Origin of the sequence: Chlamydia gallinacea 08-1274/3, assembly GCF_000471025.2 — a bacterium.
GTDB lineage: Bacteria > Chlamydiota > Chlamydiia > Chlamydiales > Chlamydiaceae > Chlamydia > Chlamydia gallinacea.
Genome location: NZ_CP015840.1, coordinates 689,649 through 709,226 on the forward strand (window position 1 = coordinate 689,649; position 19,578 = coordinate 709,226).

Consider the following 19,578-nt stretch of genomic DNA (forward strand, 5'->3'; position numbering starts at 1 on the left):
CTGGATGTTGGAGGTCAAAGTTATCCCTAAGTCTAAAGAGAATGCTTTGGTAGGGTTTGAAAATAATGTATTAAAAATACGTATTACTGAACCTCCTGAAAAAGGAAAAGCGAATGATGCTGTTATTGCTTTGTTAGCTAAGGAACTTTCTCTTCCTAAACGTGATGTTACGTTGATTTCAGGAAGTACTTCGCGGAAGAAAAAATTTTTGTTACCCAAAATTGTAGAACGTACTGTTTCTCAATGGAAACAGGAACGCTTTAAGCAAGACTAGACGAAACTTCTCCTTCTGTCTTTTCAGAATTTTTCGCAGTAGCTTTTTTATCTTTGAAAATAATTGAACGAAATTGCTTACGTTCAGTTTTGCTAATTTTTAGTCCTAAGCGACGAATAACTTCTTCGTTAAACATTGTTGTTTGAGGTAAGGGCTCAGCGATAATTTTTCTTAATCCTTCGTGAGTAAAATCACAGTTAAGAATATAGCTAACCATTTGCCCTATTTGTTTCCCTGATTTTTTGAAATCAACTCCACAACCAACACAAGCGCCTTCGGAAACTAGAGAGAGATCATCTGTAATAACAGGAATTTTCTCTTTGACAATATCTTCAATCACAGCAGTGCCCTGTTTATAAGATAGCGAAGAAAATGGTAAGAAAACAGCTGATGGGCGTTTTTCAATTGCTTGTTGAATACGCGTTTTAAAATTTGTTGTTGTTATGGGAATAGCTATTACGGAAATCCCCGATGCAGTTAGCTTTTTTGTAATTTCTTGTTGTAGGGTTGAGGGGAAAGGTTCTACAGGAGCTAAGTAAATTAGTGTTTCTGCATTTGTACGAACAGCTTGTATAGCAAAGCAGCATTGATTAATGTCTAGAGTATCGTTGACCCCATAGATATTCATTTGACTTTTAGGAAATAATAAAGTTTCTCCTTCGGGAACAGCGGCATAAATAATAGGTTTTTTTGTTTCAATTTGGCTCATCACTTTTGTTGCTATAGAGCCTAAGGTGACAATAGCGATAATATTATGATCATTGTGGAGTGTACGAGCAAGTTTCTTAGCTTTGACTACACTATCCTCAGCATTGACAATACAGATTTCAGGAGCTTGCTCCAATGTTTGAAGAACTTCAATACAGCTTTGAGAGCAGTCATCTAGTAAAGAATGAGAAAAAGATAGAAATACGGCAATTTTAGGTGATATCTTTTCCGTATTAGGAGAGGACATGATAACTGCAATGAAGGAACTAATGATAGCGAAGAAAAAAGTACATCGAGTTATTTTATGAAGAATCATAATGATAGCACCGTGCTAGCCCAGACAGGGGATTGGTTCAATCGCTTACAAGCAAGAAGAATATCTTCCCTTTTTCCTAAAGCAGAAAAACGTACATAACCCTTTCCACATTCTCCAAAACCTATTCCAGGGGTAATGGCAATATGGTATTGGTGTAAGAAAAAGTCGAAAATATCTTCATCTGGAATGTCGTTGGGAATTTCTACCCATAAATAAGGAGAGTGTTGACCTCCGTGTACAATGAACCCGGATTTTTGTAGCGCCTGGGATAAAATAGCACTGTTTTTCTGGTAATGAGAGAGGGCTTCTATATTAGGGAAGAGAGAGAGTCCTGCCATCGCCGCTTCTTGTACAGGTAGAGAGGCTCCATTGAATGTTGTACATAAGAAACGTTGCCAATCACGAATAATTTCATAGCCGTTAGCGTAGGTAAGCTGCTCAGGAACTACATTCCATCCTAGACGTACTCCGGAGAATCCTAAGGATTTGGAAAAGGAATTAACTTCTATAGCGCAAGAACGTGCTCCAGGAATTTCAAAAATACTTTTTGGTAAAGAAGAATTGGAAATAAATGCACTATAAGCAGCATCAAAAAGGATAATACTTCCTTGATTGTTAGCATAGTTTACCAGGGTACTTAACTGTTCTTTTGTTAATACAGTTCCCGTAGGATTATTTGGAGAACAAAGGCAAAAGATATCAATAGATTCTTCAGAAGGAATTTGAGGAAAGAAATTGGTCTGTTTAGTACAAGGCAATTTGATAACTTTTCTTGCTCCTGTTAAATAGGCTACGTCACTATAAACAGGATAGGAAGGATCTTGAATTGCTACGGTTTTCCCAGGACCAAATAAGGAAAGCAAACGAAAAATGTCTGTTTTTGCACCATCAGAAATGAATACTTCTTTAGGAGAGACATTGTCTTGGTAGAGGACATGAGCAATGTGTTCTCTTAACATGGGAAGTCCGAGTTCAGGACCATAACCCGAATACGTTTTAGGATTGCTTAATTTGTTTATAGATTGAGTAAAGGCATGTACGACAGAACCGTCTAAAGGTTGTGTTGTGTTCCCTATGGAAAGATCAACAATAGATACATCAGGCTGGTATTGTTGAAACTTTTGGATTTTCTGGCGAATGCTAGAAAAAAGGTAATGCTCTTCTATTCGTGAAAGATTGATGTTTCTATCCATTGCCACTGTATTTTTAGTATTACATTCATTAGAAAAATCTTAGAAAAGGCATTGCTTTTTTGTGTATCACTTTTCTATTTTTCTCAAAATTTTCTCTTATCATTTTTGCGTCCATGGTTTTTAGGATGTAAACTGTGTCGGAAAGAAGTGCATTTTGGGAATCTTTAGTACATTTTCTAAAAAAGACTCCCATCTAGTTAACTAAAAGTCCTAGATGGGAGAGGGAATGTTTTCTTTGGCATCTTATTTAGATTAGATGCCGGCCTTTAGGAGAAAGGGAATGGATGGGAGTTTTTATAACTTAATTAATCCAAACTCGTATGTTTTTCTTATAATTATTTTGTTATTTTTATTTTAGTTTTTTTATTAATTTATTTTTTTCATTCTAGTGTTTTTTAGTTTTTATCTATTTTGTTTAAGACAATTTATTTTAGTTTTTTGAATGAAATGATGATCACAGAGTTAAGGATTGTACAGGGATAGTTCGGTTATCGGTTAAAAGAATGGTGGAGCATATATAGTTGGGTTGCTAAATAAATCATCTCTTTTCTATAGATGGCGAATACCATGGGAAGACGATTCTATTATATTCATTATTCATTTAGCTTGGCTTTGCTGGGTTCTATTTTTTGTTATTTTTCTATTCATGCTCAGGAAGGGAGATGTATAGATTGTGAGAATTTCAATAAAGGGATCTCTTGCACAGATCAGCTTCCTGATAATATCCAAGGCTCTGAAAATAGCTGTTATCTTACGGGGTACGTTCAAGCTCTTGTGGATATGCATTTTATAGATAGTGGAACTCAGGTAGTGGTTCAGGACGGTGTTGCCTATCTTTTTTCTCTTCCTATAGAAGCAGGGCTATCTTCAGCAATTATTGGGTTTATTAAAGAATTGCCGTTTATTTCTTCTCTTGTGATTTGTAGTTCTTCATATCAGGAGTGCTATCAGCAGACAGTTGATCAGAAGCCTTGCCCTCCTTTGCCTAAACATAAGGCTTTAGGAACGGAGATGATCTGTGGAAAAGAAGGAGTTTGGCTTCCCCAAAATACCATTCTTTTTGCTCCGTTAATTGCAGATCCACGTCAAGTAACGAATAGTGCAGGAATTCGTTTTAATGAAAAAGTGATTGGAAAGCGTGTAGGATCTGCAATTTTTGGTGGGGATTTTATTCTCTTACGTTTGTTTGATATTTCGCGTTTTCATGCAGATGTGGATATTGGCCTACAAGGAGGTGTGTTTTCTGTTTTTGATTTAGATCATCCTGAAGCTTGTATGGTGAATTCCGATTTCTTTGTTGCTGGTTTACTAGGATGCGCTGTAGATAAGTGGAGTTTCCGTTTGCGTCTTTGGCATCTTTCTTCTCATTTAGGAGATGAATTTCTTTTAGCTCATCCCAATTTTCCTCGGTTTAACCTCAGTGATGAAGGAATTGATTTTTTTATTTCTTTACGTTACAACCCACAAATTCGCTTATATGGAGGTATAGGCTATATTGTTAGTAGAGATTTGACCTTCCCTGAGCGTCCTTTTTATATTGAAACAGGAACAGAATTGCGTCCTTTTGGATTGCATGAGGGGAGCTTGTATGCTCAGCCGATTTTTGCTATGCATTTTCGTTTTTGGGAAGAGCAGCATTTTGGAATTGATCAGACCTATATTCTTGGTATGGAATGGTCAAGATTCCGTGATGTTGGAAGAAAGATACGTGCTTTTGTTGAGTACCATCAAGGCTTTTCTAAAGAAGGACAATTTGTTCGTGAACCTTGTAATTACTACGGTTTTCGCTTGAGCTATGGTTTTTAAACAACGATGAATCCTTCGGGATATGGAGGATGGTCAGGGCCTATAGGTAGTGTGTTTGTCATATATTTTCGGAAAATTTCTATTCCTGCTTGGGGTGAAGAAATGCAGAAGACGCAATTGCTTACCCATTCCGAACCTCGGTTGGTTCCTAACCGGCAGTTACTTTGGTAAATAGGAGTGACTTTTTCTTTCCAATAATCAGCAGAGCCGAGTAAGAATACAGGCACAGGAGGTTTTTTCCCTGTTTTTATGCTGATGAGTTCTAAAGCAAATTCAAAATCTGTTCCTAGTCCTCCAATAACAAAGAGAGCCAAGTCTACATGGAAGTGTTCTTGACGTTGAATTAATGCTGAGAGGCGGTAGGTCATTTTTGCTTGAACTGCCTGGTTAGGATGTTGTTGGATTGGAGAAGACTCAAAATCTACACTGTTTCCACAAGAGAGTATCTGAAGTTCTTGAGCTACTTCATTGCCAATGGCCATAGCTCCAGGGCCTCCTCCTGTCATAATGGCTAGGGGAGTGCCTAGGGGAAATCCTGGAGGAGCATAGGTTTTCATAAGATTTTTTAATCCTTGTAGGAGATCGAAAAGATCTTGTTTGTAACCCTCAGAAATCATGCAAGAACCATGGATGCCGATAAAATAAGCCGAGCGAAATTCTTGAACGCGTTTTACAGGGACAAACATTCCAGAGTCTTTTCCACGGCGTTTTACATATTGTAAGACTTGATTGGATGTTGTGTCTGCCCAAAATACAGAGATCCCAGCAAAGTATAAATCCATCAATAAGGAACGATCATTATCAGAGAAATACTCTCCATAGGTGTAAGAGGGGATTTGAAAGTAAATGTGCTTAAGATAAAAGTTCACGTGGTAGGAAAGGAGCATGCCTTTTAGGCAGGATGAAGGGAAATACCTAGAGAAAAGGACCCCCTGGCTAGTGATGTGTCCCGTTTCCATAGCTTCAAGAAAGGGGAAACAGGGCTGGGCTTCTATATAGGTTTGTAGGTTTTCTGGTGGAGAGTCTGGATGATACAGAGAGTTTTCCGATCCTACCGTCCAAGAATCTGAGGATAGATCGAGGATTTCACTTCCTTTAGAGATAAAGGTAGCTGCTTTTTCTTTTTTTCCTGGTAGAGTTGTGAAGATATCGAAAATGCAGGTAGGAGACTCTAAAGAAGATTGTAGTAAGTCACGGTAGCAAAAGAACGAGTGTTCTTTATAGGGTTCTATAGTAAAGAATTCTAAGGGAATTCTTTCTACAGGCAAGGTGCTGTTTCCGTGGAATTCATAAATATCCCCGGATTCTTTTGTCGTTGGTTCTAGGATGTTTGCTGCTGTATGGGTAATTCCTTCTGGGAGAAGGGTATTGACTACACGAGCGAATACAGTGCGGACATGTAAAGGTTCTGTTTTGATAAGTAGAATCCGATTGTTGATCGAATTTTTTTCTTTATCTAATCTATGTTGGTATAGAGAAAGAAGATTACGTATTCTTAGATTAGGTTGGCCTAGAGCTTTGCCTATTAGGGGAAGTAGGCCGTAAATTGTGTGATCGTAATGTACTACACCAGGAAGAGTAGGAAGAAATACAACTAAACGATTATCGATGATATCTAGAGAAATGAGATGCTCTAATTTTTTCCCAAAACATAGTAGAGGGAAGCCTTTGTGATCTGTATGTTTGAGCATTCTCTCTAGGTATTTGGGAGAACGCACTAATCTACGATCATCAGCAGCGAAGAGTTTTGCAATGTAATCTCCAGGAGATAATAGAGTGAGCATCACTGAGGCAATAGGGTCGTGGCTGCTGAGATTCAGGGAAATGCGGGCGCGTCGTCGTGCTTTGCTTAGCTCGATTTCTTTAGCCTCAGCGTCTACTCCGAGTTGTGCTAAGGAACTTTTTAAGTTAAGTTGTAAGCACTGTGTAGGTAAACGAAATCCCAAGAAGTATTCAGGGATATTGAGGATTTCTATTTCACCTTCGTATGTATTCGAAGATACCATACGTAGGGGGGAGGTCAGGTAGCCATCAGGAGAAATTGCATCGTGATTTCGATGAAATGGATTATTCATATATTTGTCGTGACAAGGGGTTTTCTTAGCTAGCAGGTTTTGTTTTAAATAAAAAAGGTTTTTAAGAAAACGGAAAGAAATATTTTTGCGATTGAGAATTATTTTTCTCTTCATACAATGGAGGGTTTTTAACAAGGATGGAAAATATGCGAGTTCCGAGAAGCGTTGGTACACACGACGGTTCTTTTCATGCTGATGAGGTCACAGCATGTGCATTGCTTATTTTGTTCGATCTTATTGATGAAGACAAAATCATTCGTACGCGAAGTCCTGAGAAACTTGCAGAATGTGAGTATGTTTGTGATGTAGGGGGAGTCTATTCCATAGAAGATAAGAGATTTGATCATCATCAAGCTACTTACGAAGGTCCTTGGAGTAGTGCAGGAATGATTTTGCATTATCTTAAGGAGAAGAAATTCATTGATGTGGACGAATACCAATTTTTGTATCATTCTTTGATTCATGGTATTGATGAACAAGACAATGGGCGTTTTTTCTCTAAGGAGGGCTTTTGTTCTTTTTCGGATATTATTAAGATGTATAACTCTGAAGAAGGCAGGGATTCCTCGGACGAGGATTTTGTGTTTGCTCTGAGATTTGCTTTAGATTTGCTTAAGCGCTTGAGAAGTAAATTTCGGTATGACCGGATGTGTAGAGATGCTGTACGCTCTGCTATGGAAAAAGATGAGTTTTGCCTATACTTTGATCGTCCTTTAGCCTGGCAAGAAAATTTCTTTTTTCTTGGGGGAGAAAAGCATCCCGCAGCTTTTGTTTGTTTTCCCACGTGTGGTCAGTGGATACTTCGTGGAATTCCCCCAACTTTAGAAAGGCGTATGGAGGTACGGGTGCCTTTCCCAGAGAGCTGGGCAGGATTATTAGGTAAGGAACTAGAAGAAGTAAGTGGTCTTCCAGGAGCTATTTTTTGCCATAAGGGATTATTCTTATCTGTTTGGGATAGTCAAGACCATTGTCGGCGTGCCCTCCAATGGGTATTAGAACATCGAGGATTAGTATGACCATTTTTGAAAAGATTATTGCGGGTGATGTTGCCTGTGATAAAGTGTTTGAAAATGAAAATTTTATTGTGATTAAAGATCGCTTTCCTCAAGCAGCTGTTCATTTGTTAATCATTCCTAAGAAACACATTGAGAGATTGCAAGATATGCAGAATGAGGATTTTTCTTTGCTTGCTGAAGCAGGGAAGATTATTCAGCAATTAGCGGAGGCGTTTTCGATTTCTGATGGGTATCGTGTTGTAATTAATAATGGTGTCGATGGGGGGCAGAGCGTATTCCATTTGCATATTCATCTTTTAGGAGGAAGTCCCTTAGGAGCTATAGCCTAATTTTTTTCTGTTGCTGTAGTCCTATTGCTCAGGGATCAGATTTTTTGCGTCAGCAGTTATTGATTCGAAATTTTCCTGTCGCCATGCGGGAAGCTAAAGACTTGGTGTCTTCTTCGGATTACTCTCTTGAACAGGCGCGGCTAGCTTTACGAGTTTTTGCTCAAGGAAAGGAGTATGCTGTTTGGCGTCGTGCATTTACCTGTTGTCAGGAGCGCTATCCTCAATTATCCCGAGATCGTGATGTTTTAGAAGATTTTGCTCAACAGATTCTTATTGATGGGATTGGTCACCCCTCAATGACGGTACGTGCGTTAAGTGTCCTTTCTATAGGTTTAGCGAGAGATTTTCGTTTAACTCCTTGGATTGTGTCTAGTCTTTATGATGATAGCGTGATTGTTCGTACGTTAGCTTTGCAGGTGGCTTTGCATTATGGATCTAAGGATATAAAAGATGCTGTTTCTCATGTAGTGCGTCATGATGATGCTATGCAGGTACGCATGATGGCTTATCATGTTGCTGCGATGTTGGAAATAGAAGAATTGTTTCCTTTTCTTCAGAATCAGGCTAGAAATCCTCTGCTTGATGGTGAGGAACGTCGTGCTGCTTGGCAGGCTTCCCTACGATTTTCTTCGAAGCAAAATATGATATCAGCTGTGCAAGATGATATTGATTATGCGGTATTTGTTTGTGAACTTTTTCTTGAAGGGGAAGAGGAATGTGATATGCAGGCTTTGCACGATCTTTTAGCTATTTCCTATCCCGAAGTTCAAGAAATGGCTCTTCGTGTTGTATTAGCGTGTGGTGGGGAACTAGGTAATTCTTCTCCAAACATTTGTCGCCGGGTGCGGGATATTGCAATAACTTCACCCATGCCTAAAGTGCGTTTACAAGCAGCTGCTGTACTTTACCTTCAAGGGGATTCCTTAGGTGAAGAGTTGCTCGTTTCAGGGCTATCCTCTCCTTATGCATCTGTTTGCGAAGCAGCGTCTGCAGCTGTATGTTCTTTAGGTATTCGGGGTAAGGAGTTAGCTAATACATACCTTTCTCGTACAATTTCTAGGAAAGCCGCTGTAAATTTAGCTATTTTACTTCTTGTAAGTCGAGAAAATGTAGAAAAAGCAGGGGATGTCATTGCTGATTTTATTTCTAATCCGGAGATGTGTTGGGCAATAGAACACTTCCTTTGGGATTCTCCGTGGTTGCTCCAATCATCTCCTCCGGGATATATGGACATGATGAAAAGGGAAATCGTAAGAAAATTGATTCGTTTACTTACAGTTGCACGATATAGCAAAGTTCAACAGGTAACTCGGGATTTTTTTGCAGAAAGGCAACACCAGGGCTGGAGCTTTTTTTCGGGTCTTTTTTGGGATGAAGGGGATGAACAGACTCCATTAACTTGGAATGTAAATGAAAATGAAAATTTTTCTATACAATTAGAAGCGACACTCGCTGTCCTATGCCGAAAAAAGACCTTAAAATCTCTACAACATGTCATAAGTTTGTATCCTAAAAGTGGGTGGCAGGATAAGTTAACGATTTTGGAGGCCATTGCTTTTTCAGAAAACCTCAATGCAATTGATTTTCTGTTAGATTGTTGTTACGTTGAAACCCCCTCGCTACGATCTGCAGCTGCGGGGGCATTGCTTGCTTTATTTAAGTAGATTGGTGTTTGTCTGAGGATCAGCCTGAGCAGTTTCTTGTAAGCTTTTTTTATACTGTTGAATATCTTCAATTAATAAGGAAAGCAAGCGATCCTGTTCTTCTTTAGATACATGAGAATGTAGGTATTCTCCTAATGTGCTTAGGATTTCATCTAAAAATTGTACTAGATTATTAATAACATTTTTTAGGTATACTTTATAAAGTTTTTTTATTTTTTTTATAAACATAATTATTTTGTTTGTTTTATTTTCAATTTCTTTTTATAATTTTTTTTGTTTTTCTCAAGAGAGATTTTTTTGGTTTTTAAAAATTACTTGGTATATCCTTTAAAGAAATGACTAGATTTTTGTTCACTTTATTTTTATCAGTGTTGTTCTTTTTGGGTTTCCGTTATTTCGGTCATTATCTCCATCATCGTGTGTAATCCCACATAAGATTGTGTATTGTTGTATTGCCTATGACCCGTTCTTTATTCAAGGATGGGACTTCTCGTAGTTAAGTTGTTGTAGTTAGGGGTTTTGCTGTGAATTTTGGATTATTTTTGTTTTGTTTATTTAGTGTTCAAGTTTTGTGTATATTTATAGGACGAAAGTCCTACTCTTCTTCAGAAGACAGAGAGGGGTATTTTCTTGCGGGGCGTAGTTTACAAATATTTCCCCTAGCTATGACATTTATTGCAACGCAAATTGGAGGAGGAGTTCTTCTAGGAGCTGCTGAAGAGGCAGCACACTATGGTTATAGAGTGATTTTTTATCCTTTAGGAGTAGCTCTAGGTTTAATTTTATTAGGTGTAGGTCCGGGAAAAAAACTTGCTTCGGGGTCTATAGTGACCATAGTTACTCTTTTTGAGAGTGTGTATCAATCTCCCAAATTGCGTAAGCTTGCTTTTGTAATTTCTGCACTGTCATTATTTTTTATTCTTGTTGCTCAGATTATTGCCTTAGATAAATTATTTCATATTTTTTCTTATGGAACGATTTTTACTGCTCTTCTTACAGCTATTTTTTGGGGAATTTTAGCTTTGTATACTTCGGCCGGAGGATTTCGTGGAGTTGTAAGGACAGATATGATTCAAGCGATATTTCTTATAGCCGCCGTGTGTTTCTGTACAATAGTTGTCTGGCTAGGATCTCGAGATGTACCTTTAGCACCTCCAAATTTTTCTTCTTTACCTGTAAGTAAGTTATCTTCGTGGGTTTTCATGCCTATGGTGTTTATGTTAATCGAGCAGGATATGGCACAGCGGTGCATTGCTGCGGCTTCTCCTAGAAAGTTGCAGTGGGCAGCCATTTTTGCAGGCGTTGTGATGTTGATATTTAATTTCTTTCCTTTATTTTTAGGTTCCCTAGGAACCCAGTTGGGACTTCCTCCCGATTGTATTCTTATTCACACTGTTTCTTATATCGGTAGTCCCTCATTAGCTGCAGTAATGGCTGCGGCTATTGGTATTGCTATACTGTCCACAGCGGATTCATTAATGAGTGCTCTAGCACAGTTAATTAGTGAAGAGATTCCACCATTAGCTTCTATAAACTCTCGTTATCTTATTCTTGCTATTGCTTTGCTTGTTCCCCTAATCGCTATAGGGTTTACGAATATTGTGGATGTACTCATGTTAAGCTACAGCTTTTCTGTTTGTTGTCTTTCCGTCCCTATAGGTGCGGCTCTTCTTACGCGTTATCAAGCAACAACGTTGTCTGCATGGGCGGCAGTGTTGGTAGGTGGCGGAGCATATATTTGGGGAATGTTTTCTTCTTTCTATATTCCTAGAGATGTATTTGCTTGGCTATGTTCATTAGTTGCTTTTATTGTTGTAGAAGTTGCTGTTGTCCATGGAGTAAACATCGTGAAGAAACAAGTTTGAGGTAGCTTTTTAATAAAATTCACCTTCTTGTTTGTGCAACAAGAAGGTGAGGAGCGCGAAAGAAGTTATCTTGTATTAGAATTCGGAAGTTGTTTTAAGCTAGAAAGAAGATCTATAAGAGAAGATAAGAAAGCTTGTGCTAGGGGTTCATTGGTATGATCAGTAATACCTCTGAGTAATTTTCTACAATAATAGATGAGCCAGTATAAAGCATAGAACATACATTGTAGAAGATAAAGCTTGCACGTGTGTTTTATCATATACCTCCCGAAGAAATGATTCTTATTCCTTCATTTTTATTTGATAGTCAAATAGTTGAAAGTATAGAAACTATGCAAGAATTATTTTTCTACTCCATGTTAGAAAGAGAGCTTTTAAAGACTACGAAAAAAGATGACTACCTCCTCGAATTGAGGAGAACAATTCTTTTAGTTCTTGTGGGGTGATGTGTTGTTTCCCATCACAAAGGGCACGTTCTGGGCTCTCATGGACTTCGATTATTAATCCATCAGCACCGGCAGCCATAGCTGCTTTTGCAAGAGGGGCGACTAAAGAGCGTTTCCCTGAAGCATGAGAAGGATCAGCAATTATCGGTAGGGGGGAAATTTCTTTAAGAAGGGCTAGGGTATTTAAATCTAGAGTATAGCGTGTAGATGTCTCAAAAGAGCGGATGCCTCTTTCACATAAAATGACTCCCGGGCATGTGGGGGAATTCAAAATATATTCTGCTGCGGATAGCCATTCCTCAATCGTTGCTGAAGGATGCCGTTTGAGGATAACAGGGCGATGAGCCTGGCTGACTTCTTGGAGAAGAGTGAAGTTTTGCATATTTCTTGCGCCAATACGAAGGATATCCACATGTTCTGCGGTAATTTCTACATCACGAACATCTAAAACTTCAGTTTCTGTTAATAATCCATGCACACGTTGGGCTTCCTTATGCCAAGAAACTTTTTCTCTATCCCATCCTTGAAATGTATACGGGCTTGTACGAGGTTTTCTTATCGATCCTCTGAGAACAGTGGCTCCTGCTTCTTTGACAGCAAGACCTATGGCGAGAGTATGTTCGTAACTTTCCAGTGTACAGGGACCAGCGATGAGTAAGGGCATTCCTGGATACAGGGGAAGGCCTGGGGTAAGCAGACACGGGGAAGTTCCTAGATCATCAACAGGTTTTAGGGTGTGGGGAAGAGGATAGGTCGTTTTGAAAATAAGCAGCTCTCTTTTTATTAAGGTTGGGGTTTCTTTAAAGGTTTACTATTTTCATTCCTAGAAGTATCATCAGGATCTTTTCTTAATAGACAATTATAGTGGTTATGTCCTCGGAATATGTGGATGTGCGCTTGATCTTCCGGAGAGAAATCTAATTTTAAGAATCCTTGGGAGTCTGCAAGAGGAATCAATTGCGCTGGCGTTTGGGATAATGAGCTGTCTGCAAGATATTGACAAAGACCTATGGATCCCAAAGTAGTGGAAAGAGCACTAACATGTTCGTCTTCAGCTTGGAAATTAATTACATTAAAGATATTTTGAAGTTCAGAGGTGCTGAGTTGGCTCAGTTGCTGTAAAAGAGTCTGCCGTGTTTCAGGAAAATTTTGTGTAGGCCGTAGAACGGGAAGTAAGAAAGCTTCTTGTAGTTGTTTATAGACAGATAAGCATGGCCGATTTTTTTCAACAGCACTTGCCCAAGTGGAGTGATGAGTTACGAGTTCTTGACATAGTTTACTGGTTTGTTGAGCTAAATAGGTGTGACATTGTTGGCCTAGAGAGGAGGACGTGTTACATACCTGGGGATGATAGTTAAGAAAACTAAAGAGTAGGGCTTCTTGTGGTAATAGAGTGGTTAAGCGACTTTTATTCTGTTGAGAAAGTTTACGACTCGCGGTATCAACATGCTTGATGTAGCTAGTCCATAATGCGTGTTCTTTCGTTTTTATTTCATGAATCAGTTCCCGTGCAGCACGAGGATCCGAAGAACTTTTTAAGATATTTAAAATCGCCAGTTGGAATTCTGGATCGCATAGGAAAAGTAGTTGAGGATGTTTCGATAGAGAGAGTACTGTAGACTCAATGATCTGGGGATTGATATTAACATTGAATTTAGGGGAGTGACAGCAGAAAAAACCCCAAATTTGTTCACTAAAAGTTTGTAGTTTTTTAAAGTTCGACTGCTTCCTTACGGCTTGCTGTAAGTAGGGATAGAATAGCAACATTAATTTGTTTATTGTGTTGGTAGCCTGCATGTTGTGAGCACATTGTACCAACCGAGGATATTGGAAAGCAAAAAGAAATAATTGTATAGCTCGGGCCTGAGCTTGCCCTAGGTCAGGTACACGAGCTTGTAGTTCTGTAAATAAGGGTAATTTGAGGAAAGAAGCGAAGGCAGTCGTGAGGTGGGTACTCTGCTGAATGCATTGTAATAGGGATTGATTCATTTCTTGAATCTCAGAATCGGAAAGAGTTTTTGGTGCTTTAAATAATAACCGTAAGATAAGAGTAAACGCATGTTCTAATTGAGGGGCGACGAGTGTTCCTTGCATTCCTCCTGGGAGAGATAGGAGTAAATCCACTGTATTGATGAATAATTTTTGAGACCATAACTTCTCAAGAACGCAATATAGGGGGGACGTCTGTTCAGAACTCAAGTTGAGGTAGTTGCTCAAGTTGCTTTGATTTTCTAACTGCGTTTGTAATGCCGAGTAGGCTAGAGTGTAAAAGGTGTTACAGGAAGTATTATGATTCATACACGATGGGCGGGATAGTAGAAAAGAAAACATCTCCACGTTTTTAGGAATAGGTGGGACGCACTGAGCTATTGCTTGAGAAAACTCAGTATAGTGTGCTAGAAGCTCTTGAGGTAGGAGAGAGATGATCTGTTCAGCATTCTCATTTGTTACGCCAGATGAGGATAATGTAGATGAACATGTCTCTAAGAATTCCCGGACTAGGGGGTGGATAGAGAGAAATGTTTCTTGTTTAGATGAGAGCAGGGGGTGTAAGAACTCTAGAAGAAGCAGTGCTTGTGTTGTTGCAGATAGGGAGGGGGGGCGAGTGTTTAAGAACATTTCAGTGAATAGGGGAGAAGAAGGTTGTATCCGCATAAGTTCTGATAGGGCAGCTAAGAGCAATTCTGGCGTTTCTTCCAGTTGTCCTAAGATTAAAGCTTTTAAGTTTTCTTCTCCCAGAGATTGCACGCGTATGCAATCAGTTTCGAAAGTAGCTAGTTGGCGAAGATACTTCACTCCTGTATTTGTGTGAATAGGGGAAAGGAGAATAAGATCAAATAAATTCTTTAGTGTTTTTAGATTTTTGCAGTAGAGTAAGAGATCTGCCATGTTTTTAGAAATTGCTTGATGTTCAGGAGAAGACGAGGCAAAGGGCAGGGACTGGATGCGCTCGGCTTCTTCAGAGAAGACGCCCGGATGATTTTGTCGCATTAAGTAACATAGCCACCCGACAAAACATGCACGATAGAAGCAGTTTCCATCTCCAAGAACTTCAACTATATAGTAATTATTGTTTAAGTAGTTCAGTTGCTTTAACTGTAAATCAGCTACGAGATACTCATCAGATTCGGGATTTGCCTCTAGTAGTTTTTGTTGTAAGTTTATGAAGGTTGGCTGAAAGCTTTCTTTGAAGCTTATGGGGTAGGTGGCTAGGAAGGCGGGGTTAGCGATATTTAAAATATCTAGAGCAGAACGTGCAGCATGAGGACTAAGTCCTCGTTTTCTATAATGCAGCATCGCTTCTAAGGAAAAAGGAACAACACCTTGAGGAAGTTGATCTAAAGTCAAGACACTAAAAAATCCCGCTTTTGTTGAGAGACCGCTTGGGAAAGATATCATGTCAAGCAGAGAAGGCGAGGGAAGAGTGGGAAGAATTGCTTTAATAGAAGTTTCAGTAATTTTCTTCTGTTTCTCGATTTGCTTTGTTTTTTGTGGAGACGTGATTATGACCGGGGTAGTTGGAGAAATGGAGAAAGAATCTGGTGTTGGTAGCTGACTTGGCTCCGATAGTAAGGATGGGGAGTCTGGGGTGGGTATTTGTGGCGTTTTTGCAGAGGCAATAGGAAATCGGGGATATGTGACATCATCCACGATATGTTTTTCAAGGTAATGAATTAATAAGAGAATCCCTAAGGTAATGATGTGTAGGAGTATATAAGTAATTACACGTAATATGCGAATGCATAAAGAATCTTGAGGACATGTGCGCAGGTGGTAAAAATTATTCTTTCCTGGAGGCGGACATGCAGGCGGGATGGGCGACATAAAAATAATACAGTAACTAAATTAAGGGAGTTTAATTTTTTAGGGTAAAGCATTGGATTTGATAATTTAACCTTGCTAGTGTAAATTATTACAGATTAGTAGTTTTTGCGGAAATATTTTTATGAAAATCATGGGTTGGCTACGTGGGATATTTCTATGTAGTTGTTTCTTACTCATTGGCTGTTCTCATTCTCCAGAGGGTGATTCTCCTTGGATTGTGGGGACGAATGCAACTTACCCCCCATTTGAATTTATTAATGCTGAAGGTAAGGTTGTTGGTTTTGATATCGATCTTGCTGAGGCTCTTAGTAAGAAGTTAAAAAAGCGTTTAGAAGTACGGGAGTTTGCTTTTGATGCTTTGATATTAAATCTAAAGAAACATCGCATTGATGCTGTACTTGCTGGAATATCAATAACGCCATCCCGTCAAAAAGAAATTGTCATGCTTCCTTATTATGGCGATCATGTAGTTGAGTTGTCTTTGGTTGCCCTTCAACCATTAGATACAGCGGTGCCTTTAAATCACTATACTTCAATAGCTGTTCAAACAGGAACATTTCAAGAAGACTATTTGCTATCTTTACCTGGAGTTATAGTACGTTCTTTTGATAGTACTTTGGAGGTGCTTATGGAGGTAAATTGTAAGAAATCCCCTGTAGCTATTCTTGAACCCTCTATTGCACGTAGTGTATTAAAAGATTTTCCTGATTTATGTGTTACTCCTCTGTCCCTTCCCGAAGAGAGAAAAGTATTAGGCTTTGGTCTAGGCATAGCTAAGGATCAGCCGGAGCAGGTAAAGGAAGTACAAAAAGCTTTGCAAGAGCTACAAGCAGAAGGGGTTCTTTCTAATCTTGAGAAGAAGTGGGGATTGAGTTAAGAGTGCCTCTTGTATTTAGGGAAATCTTTGGGGTAACGTATTGTTGGCATTGTTTATGCAAGCATGCCGAGATTTTCTTAAAGATAGATCTTTCTGAGGTCCTGAGTTCCCTTGGAAGAGCCTCATCATTTTGGATGGTTTCCTTATTTGAAGAGACGAGAGTATGTTTGGTTCTTATCCTTGCTATCCTGGGTTTCAGGATAGGTTGTCTTATGTAGGAACGTATTTTTATTGTTCTATTTGCCATGGAGTTGTTTCTCCTCAAGAGGTCTCTGTGGCTGTAGTTGATCCCCAAGGCCATCCCCGCGGTTTAGCTGCTGTTTTGCGTTGTAAGAATCACGCAATTCAAGGTACTTATTCTTCTGGTCCGTTGACAACTCTCTGGGGGTTAGTTCCTAAGCATCCCGAAGCTGTGAGTGTTCGCGAACGCATGAGTCATTTATGTTTTCGTGTACGTAATTTAGATATTCTTACTCTTATAAGTAGCTTAGGAGGGGGAGGATTGATACTTGCAGGTATCGTACTCTGTGTTATTGTTGCTTCTCCTACGGTTCTTGGGTTACCTCTCTGGAGCTTGTCTATTATGATCTGTGGTGTAGGGTGTAGTTTATGTTTGCTTGGAGCTATTTTGAATTATTTTGCGCGTAATTACTTGCGGAAGTGGTTGCGGTTATCTCAGGATTATGTGCAATGTTGCTCTCTTGTTGCTGTGCAGGAGGGAACAGAGAAGTATGCAGTTCTTACAGAATTTCCTCCTTCGTGTCATGTAGTGGATCCCCTGCTTTCTAAGGTTGCAAAGGAGACTTCTTCCTCGAGCTTGGAGACGCCAGGAAGCATGCCTTCTGGAGAACCTTCTTTTTCTTAATGTGCTAGACAGTTACAATTTTGTTTTTTCCTAGAGGACTGGAGGAGGCCATGCTACAACAGGGTGCACAGGGAAAGATGACTTCAGGGAAATTGATTTTTTTAGGCACGGGAAATCCTGAGGGGATTCCTGTTCCGTTTTGTTCCTGTTCTGTTTGCTCAGGAGGGAAGATACAACGGTTGCGATCTTCAGTATTGATACAGTGGAATGAAAAGAATTTTGTGATTGATGTAGGCCCGGATTTTAGACAGCAAATGTTATTGCAGAAGATTATGCATTTAGATGGAGTATTTCTTACACATCCACATTATGATCATATTGGAGGTATTGATGATTTGCGTGCTTGGTATGTTGTGCATCAACAGACTCTTCCTGTGGTGCTTTCAGCAAGTACGCACAAGTGTCTCTGTAAAATACGTGGGCATCTTGTCCAGCCTCCTAATGAATATGAGACATTAGCTGCCGTATTGGATTTCACTGTCTTGAGTGCATACCATGGCTCGCATTGTTTTTTGGGATTACCCTACACGTATGTTTCTTATTACCAAAAATTGTGCCAGGTTACAGGATATCGTATAGGTAATATTGCCTACCTTACGGATATGCAAAGGTACGATCAGGAAATTTTGAGCTATTTATCTGGGGTTGATACGGTCATTCTCTCTGTATCCCCTACACAAGAATCTTCTCCATTTTTAGGTCGAGGATACTCACATCTTACATTAAGTCAGGCAGAAGATTTTGCTTCTCGCTTGGGAGCTAAGCAGTTAATTCTTACACATATTAGCCATTGTTTACAAAAGGAGCTGGATGGGGATCATCACAAGATATGTGCTTATGATGGTATGGAAGTGCCTTTATGTATTGAAGGATGAAAAATGAAAAAACAAGAGTCTGATGGAAATCGCAATGACCAAAGCTCTTTAGGTTGGCATTTTTCTCTTCCTCGTAAGGAACAAGATCCGGCTTTAGCTTTGGCTATAGTCTGTTATGCGAGTAAATCTGAGCAGAAGAATGTAGACGAACATAAAGACGAACTTATTTCTCTTGCAGATTCCTGTGGGATTTCTGTTTTAGAGATCCGTTCTTGGATATTGCGTGTGCCTTCGCCATCTACATATTTAAATGAAGGGAAATTATTAGAGATTGAGGAGATTTTATCTCAATTTCCTTCGATTGGGACCCTAATCGTTGATGAAGAAATTACAGCTTCACAGCAGAGAAATTTGGAGAAGCGTTTAGGTGTTGTTGTTTTAGATCGTACAGAAATTATTTTAGAGATTTTTGCTTCTCGGGCTTTAACGGCAGAAGCTGGTCTTCAAGTAGAGCTTGCTCGATCTCGTTATCTTCTTCCTCGTTTAAAAAGGATGTGGGGCCATTTGGCACGTCAAAAATCAGGAGGTGGTAAAGGCGGAGGTTTTGTTAAGGGTGAGGGAGAAAAACAGATCGAACTTGATAGGAGAATGATTCGTGATAGGATCCATAAGCTAACAGCGAGTCTTAAAAATGTAGAAAAGCAACGGAAAGAGCGCAGGAAGTCAAAGGAAAGACAGGGAATAACGTCGTTTGCTTTGATTGGGTATACGAACTCAGGGAAAAGCACGCTATTAAATCTTCTAACTTCAGCAGATACCTATGTTGAAGATAAACTTTTTGCCACGTTAGATCCAAAAACGCGTCGGTGTGTGCTTCCTTGTGGCCGACGTGTGTTAGTTACCGATACCGTGGGGTTTATTCGTAAGCTACCTCATACGCTCGTAGCGGCATTTAAGAGTACTTTAGAAGCTGCTTTGCATGAAGATATTTTACTTCATGTTGTCGATGCTTCCCATCCTTTGGCTTTTGAACACATAGAGACAACAAAGGCCTTGATTCACGAACTGGGGATTGAGCACCCCAAAATAATTACGGTATTGAATAAAGCGGATGCTCTTCCCGAGGGGAAAGTGTCTACAAAACTACGTTTGCTGTCCCCACATTCCGTGGTGGTTTCAGCAAAAACAGGAGAGGGAATTCCTTCGTTATTAGAAATCATGATGGAAATGATTATGCAAAATTATCCCCGAGTACGTTTAGAATTTCCCTATAAGGATTATGGGAAATTCACTGAGCTTTGTGATTTGGGTTTGGTTATTTCCCACTCGTGTCAAGATGATATTTTACTTGTAGATGCTTATATTCCCCAGGAAATGGAGAAAGACTACGGTCCGTTTATTTTATCTCGTTTTTAGGTATTCTTAGGCACTGAGGTCGGTGTATTTCAGTATATTTTTCTCTGTCATGTAGAAAAAAGAATCTTTAATTAGTGGGGAAAATAGC

Annotated in this window: 17 protein-coding genes; 10 read left to right on the plus strand and 7 right to left on the minus strand. The window is 39.4% G+C overall.

Annotation, left to right across the window (positions count from 1 at the left end):
- The first annotated feature begins 4 nt into the window (after positions 1–4).
- Complete coding sequence (locus tag M787_RS03160) at positions 5–274, plus strand: DUF167 family protein (RefSeq protein WP_034734200.1); 270 nt, start codon at positions 5–7, stop codon at positions 272–274.
- Here the strand turns inward: M787_RS03160 and M787_RS03165 are convergent.
- Both M787_RS03165 and M787_RS03170 read right to left on the minus strand, forming a co-directional pair.
- Complete coding sequence (locus M787_RS03165; RefSeq protein ID WP_021828124.1) at positions 261–1,298, minus strand: ABC transporter substrate-binding protein; 1,038 nt, start codon at positions 1,296–1,298, stop codon at positions 261–263. The two genes, M787_RS03160 and M787_RS03165, sit on opposite strands and share 14 nt — an antisense overlap.
- Positions 1,295–2,491 (minus strand): LL-diaminopimelate aminotransferase, encoded by a 1,197-nt coding sequence (locus M787_RS03170; protein WP_021828125.1) that lies wholly within the window; start codon positions 2,489–2,491, stop codon positions 1,295–1,297. The genes M787_RS03165 and M787_RS03170 overlap by 4 nt, the downstream gene beginning before the upstream one ends.
- A 567-nt stretch (positions 2,492–3,058) precedes the next feature.
- Between M787_RS03170 and M787_RS03175 the strand changes: the two genes are divergently transcribed.
- The gene (locus M787_RS03175) at positions 3,059–4,297 is read left to right on the plus strand and encodes a DUF1207 domain-containing protein (protein ID WP_021828126.1); all 1,239 of its coding nucleotides are present in this window, start codon (positions 3,059–3,061) and stop codon (positions 4,295–4,297) included.
- Here the strand turns inward: M787_RS03175 and M787_RS03180 are convergent.
- Complete coding sequence (locus M787_RS03180) at positions 4,294–6,372, minus strand: LOG family protein (RefSeq protein ID WP_021828127.1); 2,079 nt, start codon at positions 6,370–6,372, stop codon at positions 4,294–4,296. The two genes, M787_RS03175 and M787_RS03180, sit on opposite strands and share 4 nt — an antisense overlap.
- A gap of 146 nt (positions 6,373–6,518) precedes the next feature.
- On the opposite strand from M787_RS03180, the gene M787_RS03185 reads away from it, so the two are divergent.
- The 3 genes from M787_RS03185 to M787_RS03195 are packed head-to-tail and all read left to right on the plus strand — an operon-like array spanning position 6,519 to position 9,381.
- Positions 6,519–7,388, plus strand: a complete 870-nt coding sequence (locus tag M787_RS03185) for an MYG1 family protein (protein WP_021828128.1) — start codon at positions 6,519–6,521, stop codon at positions 7,386–7,388.
- Positions 7,385–7,717, plus strand: a complete 333-nt coding sequence (locus M787_RS03190; RefSeq protein WP_021828129.1) for a histidine triad nucleotide-binding protein — start codon at positions 7,385–7,387, stop codon at positions 7,715–7,717. Before M787_RS03185 ends, M787_RS03190 begins: the two co-directional genes overlap by 4 nt.
- 44 nt (positions 7,718–7,761) lie before the next feature.
- A complete protein-coding gene (locus M787_RS03195; RefSeq protein ID WP_021828130.1) occupies positions 7,762–9,381 on the plus strand; it encodes a HEAT repeat domain-containing protein in 1,620 nt (539 codons plus the stop codon).
- Here M787_RS03195 and M787_RS03200 read toward each other — a convergent pair.
- Positions 9,370–9,609 (minus strand): hypothetical protein, encoded by a 240-nt coding sequence (locus tag M787_RS03200; protein WP_021828131.1) that lies wholly within the window; start codon positions 9,607–9,609, stop codon positions 9,370–9,372. The genes M787_RS03195 and M787_RS03200 overlap by 12 nt on opposite strands.
- Positions 9,610–9,905: 296 nt before the next feature.
- Here M787_RS03200 and M787_RS03205 point away from each other — a divergent pair, with 296 nt between their 5' ends.
- On the plus strand, positions 9,906–11,246 hold the full coding sequence (locus M787_RS03205; RefSeq protein WP_021828132.1) for a sodium:solute symporter family protein: 1,341 nt from the start codon (positions 9,906–9,908) through the stop codon (positions 11,244–11,246).
- A 65-nt stretch (positions 11,247–11,311) separates the two neighbouring features.
- Here the strand turns inward: M787_RS03205 and M787_RS04930 are convergent, their stop codons facing one another.
- The 3 genes from M787_RS04930 to M787_RS03215 form a co-directional block, all read right to left on the minus strand.
- Positions 11,312–11,506, minus strand: a complete 195-nt coding sequence (locus tag M787_RS04930; RefSeq protein ID WP_021828133.1) for a hypothetical protein — start codon at positions 11,504–11,506, stop codon at positions 11,312–11,314.
- Positions 11,507–11,627: 121 nt separating this feature from the next.
- Positions 11,628–12,389 (minus strand): 3-deoxy-7-phosphoheptulonate synthase, encoded by a 762-nt coding sequence (aroF, locus tag M787_RS03210; RefSeq protein WP_259668441.1) that lies wholly within the window; start codon positions 12,387–12,389, stop codon positions 11,628–11,630.
- 86 nt (positions 12,390–12,475) lie between these two features.
- The gene (locus M787_RS03215) at positions 12,476–15,517 is read right to left on the minus strand and encodes a peptidase C65 Otubain family protein (RefSeq protein ID WP_021828135.1); all 3,042 of its coding nucleotides are present in this window, start codon (positions 15,515–15,517) and stop codon (positions 12,476–12,478) included.
- A gap of 121 nt (positions 15,518–15,638) precedes the next feature.
- On the opposite strand from M787_RS03215, the gene M787_RS03220 reads away from it, so the two are divergent.
- From M787_RS03220 to hflX, 4 genes are all read left to right on the plus strand, one after another.
- Positions 15,639–16,394 carry a transporter substrate-binding domain-containing protein gene (locus M787_RS03220; RefSeq protein WP_021828136.1) on the plus strand — a complete coding sequence of 252 codons (756 nt, stop codon included), beginning with the start codon at positions 15,639–15,641 and terminating at the stop codon, positions 16,392–16,394.
- A 163-nt stretch (positions 16,395–16,557) separates the two neighbouring features.
- Positions 16,558–17,259, plus strand: coding sequence for a hypothetical protein (locus M787_RS03225; RefSeq protein ID WP_021828137.1), 702 nt, complete (start codon positions 16,558–16,560; stop codon positions 17,257–17,259).
- Positions 17,260–17,309: 50 nt separating this feature from the next.
- Positions 17,310–18,134 (plus strand): MBL fold metallo-hydrolase, encoded by an 825-nt coding sequence (locus tag M787_RS03230; RefSeq protein WP_021828138.1) that lies wholly within the window; start codon positions 17,310–17,312, stop codon positions 18,132–18,134.
- A gap of 3 nt (positions 18,135–18,137) precedes the next feature.
- Positions 18,138–19,490 carry a GTPase HflX gene (gene hflX / locus M787_RS03235; RefSeq protein WP_021828139.1) on the plus strand — a complete coding sequence of 451 codons (1,353 nt, stop codon included), beginning with the start codon at positions 18,138–18,140 and terminating at the stop codon, positions 19,488–19,490.
- Positions 19,491–19,578 lie beyond the last annotated feature (88 nt).

Excerpts from the sequence above, each read along its gene's own strand:
- M787_RS03180 (WP_021828127.1), bottom strand. The coding sequence starts at position 6,372 with ATGAATAATCCATTTCATCGAAATCACGATGCAATTTCTCCTGATGGC.
- M787_RS03170 (WP_021828125.1), bottom strand. The coding sequence starts at position 2,491 with ATGGATAGAAACATCAATCTTTCACGAATAGAAGAGCATTACCTTTTT.
- M787_RS03185 (WP_021828128.1), top strand. The coding sequence starts at position 6,519 with ATGCGAGTTCCGAGAAGCGTTGGTACACACGACGGTTCTTTTCATGCT.
- M787_RS03160 (WP_034734200.1), top strand. The coding sequence starts at position 5 with ATGTTGGAGGTCAAAGTTATCCCTAAGTCTAAAGAGAATGCTTTGGTA.
- M787_RS03190 (WP_021828129.1), top strand. The coding sequence starts at position 7,385 with ATGACCATTTTTGAAAAGATTATTGCGGGTGATGTTGCCTGTGATAAA.
- M787_RS03215 (WP_021828135.1), bottom strand. The coding sequence starts at position 15,517 with ATGTCGCCCATCCCGCCTGCATGTCCGCCTCCAGGAAAGAATAATTTT.
- hflX (WP_021828139.1), top strand. The coding sequence starts at position 18,138 with ATGAAAAAACAAGAGTCTGATGGAAATCGCAATGACCAAAGCTCTTTA.
- M787_RS03175 (WP_021828126.1), top strand. The coding sequence starts at position 3,059 with ATGGGAAGACGATTCTATTATATTCATTATTCATTTAGCTTGGCTTTG.
- M787_RS04930 (WP_021828133.1), bottom strand. The coding sequence starts at position 11,506 with ATGATAAAACACACGTGCAAGCTTTATCTTCTACAATGTATGTTCTAT.
- M787_RS03200 (WP_021828131.1), bottom strand. The coding sequence starts at position 9,609 with ATGTTTATAAAAAAAATAAAAAAACTTTATAAAGTATACCTAAAAAAT.
- M787_RS03225 (WP_021828137.1), top strand. The coding sequence starts at position 16,558 with ATGTTTGGTTCTTATCCTTGCTATCCTGGGTTTCAGGATAGGTTGTCT.
- M787_RS03220 (WP_021828136.1), top strand. The coding sequence starts at position 15,639 with ATGAAAATCATGGGTTGGCTACGTGGGATATTTCTATGTAGTTGTTTC.
- M787_RS03165 (WP_021828124.1), bottom strand. The coding sequence starts at position 1,298 with ATGATTCTTCATAAAATAACTCGATGTACTTTTTTCTTCGCTATCATT.
- M787_RS03230 (WP_021828138.1), top strand. The coding sequence starts at position 17,310 with ATGCTACAACAGGGTGCACAGGGAAAGATGACTTCAGGGAAATTGATT.